Raw genomic sequence first — 6,120 nt, 5'->3', positions numbered from 1 at the left:
CATTGGTTAAGTTGACTATAAGTAACACCTACCGAATAAGCAACACTTTTGAGAGACTCACCAGCCAAAACACGCGCAACTAAAGCATAACGTTCCTCAGGCGACCATTCTTTGTTATGCTCTTTGTGACAAAGAGCATAAGGACCGCATGACTCTTCAATTCTAACCCAGCCTCGTATCGTATTACGAAAGTTTTCAGTACTAATACCATCTGGCGTATCAGGCCAAAGACCTTGGTGATACAAATCTACCGCATTTCTTTTGAAAATATAACTATAGTGCATAAAAATACCCTCCTTACTGGTTGTCCAGTAAAGAGGGTACATATCATTTCTGAAGGGCTGGTCTTTTTTTTTAGGAAATCTTTTCTAATATTGAATCCTTGAAGTATAAAGAACTTTGTTCGACCTGATTCTTAAGTATATCAAGCTTTGTATCAAGTGACTTCTGCTTATAGCAATTTGCAAGCATGGTGTAGGATTCGCTGATATCTGTGCCTGTACCTACAGCAAATTCAAGGACTGTGATAACGTCATCTGTTCTTCCTGCTTCCATAAGAGCTTCTGCATATTTGTTGAGAAGTACGGTGACTCTGTCGTAATCATCACCAATTTTACTCATTGTCTCAAAATTTGGAACTCCATAGGTAAGCTTCAGGTCGGTATTTGTAACTCTCGTAAGGTTTAAAAGCTTATGAGTAGATAACTCTTTCAATTCGTTTTCTATCTGGATAACTTCCTCGTCATCACTAAAATTTAATGGAAATTTCTCTATTGGAATGGTAATATATCTTAGATTAGATATATCTTTTGCAGGGGTTATATTTGCCTGACGTTCTTTTTCCCAGAATTCAGCTTCCTCCTGCTCACGTTTTGCATTTAACTTGTGCAGACGGATAGATAAAAGAACTAAAAATAACAGGATAAAAGGTAAAAGAGGAAAGCCCATAGTGGTCACTCCTTTGCATATAGAAGTTAACGAGGTACATTTTATGAAACGTAGTAAAAAACATCAGATAATAGCCAGCGTAGTGTTAGTGGTTGTAGTGCTTAGCATGCTCATCACCACAATTGCAGCTGCATTTATAATTTAATTCTAATTTTTATAAAAATTAAAGTCAATTACGAGGCATTATTGTTATGAAAAAAAAGTTACTATCATTGTTATTGGTATCTTCAATAATTGCGGTATCACCTGTTACAGCATACGCTGATGAGGTGTCCGACGAGGAGCTCGCCAATGAAGAGGCAGAATCTATTGAAGAAGAGGTAGTCACAGACAACAGAATTATTCCAAATGGAATCAGTATAGGTGGAACAGATGTATCTGGTAAGACTGTTACAGAGGCAGAGGATGTAGTTAATAGTTACTTCGCAGATTATGACAGCAAAGTCTTTACACTTTCAGCTAACGGACAGACTTTCACAGCCACAGGAAAGGATCTTTGTATAGGCGCAAAGAATCCAGAGGTAGTTGAAAAGGCAGCTTCTTACGGTTCAACAGGAAATTTTGCCGAGAGATTCAAAGCCAGCAAGGATTTGGAGGATGGCAGAGGTAAGGATTTTCCTTTATCTTTAGGAGCAGACGAAAAAGGTATAGAGTTCTATTTAAATGGAGCATCATCTCAGGTAAATGATGAGGCCAGTGATGACTACCTTACTCGCGAAAACGGCCAGTTTGTTTTCCATGAAGGAAAGGCTGGTGTAGTAGTTCAGATTCCTGAGTCAGCAGCTTTATTGGAGAATTTCATAGAGAATGACTGGGATGGAAACGATACTACAGTAGAGCTGGTTACTGAGGTTAAAGAGCCAAGGGGAAGCAAGGAAGAACTTGCTGAGATTAAGGATTTACTTGGTTCATTCACTACTGATTATAGTTCTTCTTCAAAAGCCAGAAAGAATAACGTAGCTAATGGTGTTGGTTTTATCAATGGAACAATTCTTTATCCAGGAGATGAGTTCTCAGTACTTAACTGCATCACACCTTTCACAGCAGAAAATGGATATATGCTTGCGGGCTCATACGAGAACGGCACTACAGTAGAGACATACGGTGGCGGTATTTGCCAGGTTTCTACTACTCTTTATGGAGCAGTACGTGAGGCTGAGCTTGGTGTTGTTACAAGAAGCTCACATTCAATGATTGTTACATATGTTAAGCCATCACAGGATGCAGCAATTTCTGAATCAGGTGGAAAAGATTTCCAGATTAAGAATAATAAAAGCTATCCTATATATATAGAAGGTTATTGTGATGGAAACAACGCTTATTTCAACATCTATGGCAAGGAAGAGGATGACCCAGGTCATTCAGTTGCCTATGAGACAGAAATCACAGGCGTAAATGTTCAGAACACTACATGGGTAGGTGACCCAAACGTGCCACTTGGTAAGATGACTACTACAGTGGGCGGTCACACAGGTTACACAGCCCGCCTTTGGAAAATAGTTTATGAGAACGGTACTGAGGTTAGTCGTGATGTTTATAACAACAGTAAATATAATCCATCTAACCGAACAGTTACCGTAGGTATTGCATCAGAAGATCCAAACCTTTCATATGCAATGCTTCAGGCTATAGCTACACAGGACGTTAATGTAATTGCAAACGCCATAGCGACTTACGCCCCAGGCGTTGCAAATTCTACACCATTTATTATTACACCAAAGTATCAGGTTACAAATGCCGCTCCAGCTAACGAAGCAGCACCAGCGGCCGATACTACAAATGCAGCACCAGATGCTACTACAGATCCAGCTGCAGTACCTGCAAACTAACACAAATTTAGGACTTACTTATGGAAATTGGAAAGTTACCAGAGAGTGTTTTAAAACGCTCTGTTATTAAACAATTACATGTAAAGAGACCAGAGGTAGGAAATGGTCCTTCCATCGGTGAAGACTGCTCTACAGTCCAGCTTGGGCCAGATGAGGAAATGGTTTTATCTACAGATCCAATCACTGGCACAGCTTCTGATATAGGAGAGCTGGCAGTGACAATTTCTGTTAACGATTTGGCATCAGCTGGTGCGGAGCCTATTGGAATCCTGCTTACAGTTCTTCTTACACCACGCATGAGAGAGGTAAAGCTTAAGCATATAATGGAACAGGTTGACGCAGCATGTAAGCGTTACAATGTTCAGGTTATTGGCGGCCATACAGAGGTTACAGAGGCTGTCAATCAGCCACTGATATCTGTTACAGCCGTTGGCAAAGTAAAGAAAGGTCAGATGGTTTCTACAGGCGGTGCAAAGCCTGGTATGGATATCGTACTTACGAAATGGATTGGTCTTGAAGGCACATCTATCATTGCAAAGGATCATGAAGAAGAGCTTCTTACACGTTTACCACAGTCTCTTATTGATACGGCAAAGGGATTTGACCAGTATCTTAGCGTTCTTCCAGAAAGCAGAATAGCTGTGGAACACGGCGTGGCTGCCATGCATGATGTCACTGAGGGTGGTATTTTTGGAGCCCTTTGGGAAATGGGAGAGGCCTCAGGTGTAGGTCTTGATATTGATTTGAAAGCTATTCCTGTAAAACAGGAGACTATAGAAGTATGTGAGTTCTTTGGAATTAATCCTTACGAGCTCATTTCATCAGGAGCAATGCTTATTGCAACTAATGATGGAAATGGATTGGTTAGAAAATTAGCGGACGCGGGGGTAGCATCCGCCATTATCGGGAAGTCCAACTCTTCAAATGATCGCCGTATTCTAAGCGGCGATGAGGTGCGCTTCCTTGAGCCACCACGTACCGATGCGTTATACAGCGTAAATGCGAATAATTAATTTGATAACCATAAATATTAGATGAGCCAGTAGCTATCAAGCTCTTGGTGTTGCTCAGCGAGACGTGTTAGTCGAGTAGAGCAATATCCAAGGCTTGAGAGCGTAACTGGCGGATAAGGGGTGATTAAAATGAGAGAGAAGATTTTAACTTATATTGAGCATAACAGCAAAATAGATTTGAGCGATTTGGCTATGATGCTTGGCTGTGACCAGGCTACAGTTATGAACGAGCTTGAGGCTATGGAGAACGAGCATGTAATCTGTGGCTATCCTACACTTATTAACTGGGAAAAGGCTAGCGTAGAAAAGGTTTCAGCTCTTATCGAGGTTCGTGTTACTCCACAGAGAGGCATGGGTTTTGACAAGGTTGCTGAGCGCATCTATAACTATCCAGAGGTTGATGCTGTTTATCTTATTTCAGGAAGCTATGATTTCATGGTTTCTATTGAGGGACATACACTTAGAGAGGTAGCAGATTTTGTTTCTGCAAAGCTTTCTCCGCTTGACTCAGTGCTTTCTACACAGACCAACTTTGTATTAAAGAAATACAAGGATCACGGTATTATCATGGCAGAAAAGCATGTTGATGAGAGGGAGAAGGTGAGCTTATGAGAAACCCTCTGAATAAAACTATTACATCTATCAAGCCTTCGGGCATTAGAAAGTTTTTCGATATTGTGGCAGAAATGCCAGATGCAATTTCACTTGGTGTTGGTGAGCCTGATTTCGATACTCCATGGAAAGTCAGAGATGAGGCTATATATTCTCTTGAGAGAGGTCGTACCTTCTACACCTCAAACTCAGGTTTGAAGGAACTTCGTATTGAGATTGCTGATTTCTTAGAGCGTCACTATGGATTACACTACAATCCACTTACAGAAATGCTTATGACAGTAGGTGGTTCAGAGGGTATCGATGTGGCACTCCGTGCCATGCTTGATCCAGGTGATGAGGTTCTTATTCCTCAGCCAAGCTACGTTTCTTACGAGCCTTGTACTATTCTTGCAGGGGGCGTACCAGTAGCTATTAATCTTAAGGAGGAAAATGAATTCCGTCTTAAGCCAGAGGAGCTGGAGGCTGCCATCACCGATAAGACTAAGATTCTTATCATGCCATTCCCTAACAACCCAACAGGAGCTGTTATGGAAAAGGCTGATTTAGAGCCAATCGTAGAGCTTGTAAAAAAATACGATTTATTTGTTCTTACAGATGAGATATATGGTGAGCTTACTTATACTGGCGAGGGGCATGTTTCTATCGCATCCTTCCCGGGAATGAAGGAGCGCACTATCTATATCAATGGTTTTTCAAAGAGCCATGCCATGACAGGATGGCGTTTGGGATATGTTTGTGCACCAGCAGAAATAGTTCAACAGATGACAAAAATCCATCAGTTTGCTATAATGTGCGCGCCTACTACTAGCCAGTATGCTGCAGTTACAGCTATTCGTGATTGTGATGAGGATGTTGCAAATATGCGTGAGGAGTACAACGACCGTCGTCGTTATCTCGTTAATCGCTTCAAGAAAATGGGAATCAAATGCTTTGAGCCTTACGGTGCATTCTACATATTCCCATCTATTGCAGAGTTTGGTATGTCTTCAGAGGAATTCTGTACACGTCTTCTTAAGGAAAAAGAGGTTGCAGTAGTACCAGGCACAGCCTTCGGAGAATCAGGTGAAGGCAATGTGCGTATTTCCTACGCATACTCCCTCGAGGCGTTAAAGAAGGCTATGGATAGAATTGAAGAATTTATAAAGGAATTAAGAAAGTAAAAGGCTTCTCCTTGAGGAGAAGCTGTCACCGAAGGTGACTGATGAGGTGTTATGTTAAATATAATATTACATGAGCCTGAAATTCCAGCGAACACTGGAAACATCGGGCGAACATGCTGCGCCACAGGCACTAGGTTACATTTAATCGAGCCATTAGGTTTCGTTCTTACTGATAAAACAGTCAAACGTGCCGGCATGGATTACTGGGACAAGCTTGAGGTTTTCCGTTATGATGACTGGGATGACTTCAAGGCTAAGAACCCAGATGCTAAGATTTACATGGCCACTACGAAGGCCAAGCGTACTCATACCGAGGTTAATTACGAGCCAGACTGCTACATAATGTTCGGCAAGGAAAGTGCAGGAATTCCTGAGGAAATCCTTGTAGACAATGAGGAGAATTGTGTTCGTATCCCTATGGGACATGATATACGTTCACTTAATTTATCAAATTCAGTTGCCATCATTTTATATGAGGCACTGAGACAGAACGACTTCCTCGGTTTGGAGACTGAGGGTAATTTACATAGACTCAACTGGAAGGAATAGTGGGTA

General features: G+C 41.4%; 6 protein-coding genes and 1 pseudogene. 5 read left to right on the top strand and 2 right to left on the bottom strand.

The window, feature by feature from the left end:
• Positions 1-284: pseudogene (locus BUA88_RS14250) on the bottom strand (hypothetical protein); the annotation flags it as partial.
• Positions 285-354: 70 nt separating this feature from the next.
• A complete protein-coding gene (locus BUA88_RS14245; RefSeq protein ID WP_072919160.1) occupies positions 355-948 on the bottom strand; it encodes a hypothetical protein in 594 nt (197 codons plus the stop codon).
• Between the two features lie 191 nt (positions 949-1,139).
• Between BUA88_RS14245 and BUA88_RS14240 the strand changes: the two genes are divergently transcribed.
• The 5 genes from BUA88_RS14240 (at position 1,140) to trmL (ending at position 6,114) form a co-directional block, all read left to right on the top strand.
• A complete protein-coding gene (locus tag BUA88_RS14240) occupies positions 1,140-2,777 on the top strand; it encodes a VanW family protein (protein WP_072919158.1) in 1,638 nt (545 codons plus the stop codon).
• A gap of 20 nt (positions 2,778-2,797) precedes the next feature.
• Entirely contained in the window at positions 2,798-3,790 is a 993-nt protein-coding gene (locus tag BUA88_RS14235; protein WP_072919156.1) for an AIR synthase family protein, read from the top strand.
• A gap of 129 nt (positions 3,791-3,919) precedes the next feature.
• Positions 3,920-4,402 carry an Lrp/AsnC family transcriptional regulator gene (locus BUA88_RS14230; RefSeq protein WP_072919154.1) on the top strand — a complete coding sequence of 161 codons (483 nt, stop codon included), beginning with the start codon at positions 3,920-3,922 and terminating at the stop codon, positions 4,400-4,402.
• Complete coding sequence (locus BUA88_RS14225; RefSeq protein WP_072919152.1) at positions 4,399-5,565, top strand: pyridoxal phosphate-dependent aminotransferase; 1,167 nt, start codon at positions 4,399-4,401, stop codon at positions 5,563-5,565. Before BUA88_RS14230 ends, BUA88_RS14225 begins: the two co-directional genes overlap by 4 nt.
• A 51-nt stretch (positions 5,566-5,616) precedes the next feature.
• On the top strand, positions 5,617-6,114 hold the full coding sequence (gene trmL / locus BUA88_RS14220) for a tRNA (uridine(34)/cytosine(34)/5-carboxymethylaminomethyluridine(34)-2'-O)-methyltransferase TrmL (protein WP_015550828.1): 498 nt from the start codon (positions 5,617-5,619) through the stop codon (positions 6,112-6,114).
• Positions 6,115-6,120: the final 6 nt, after the last annotated feature.

It is taken from the genome of Pseudobutyrivibrio xylanivorans DSM 14809, from assembly GCF_900141825.1.
Lineage (GTDB): Bacteria > Bacillota > Clostridia > Lachnospirales > Lachnospiraceae > Pseudobutyrivibrio > Pseudobutyrivibrio xylanivorans.
The sequence above is the reverse complement of the archived record's forward strand: the minus strand, read 5'-3'. Positions and strand labels throughout refer to the sequence as shown.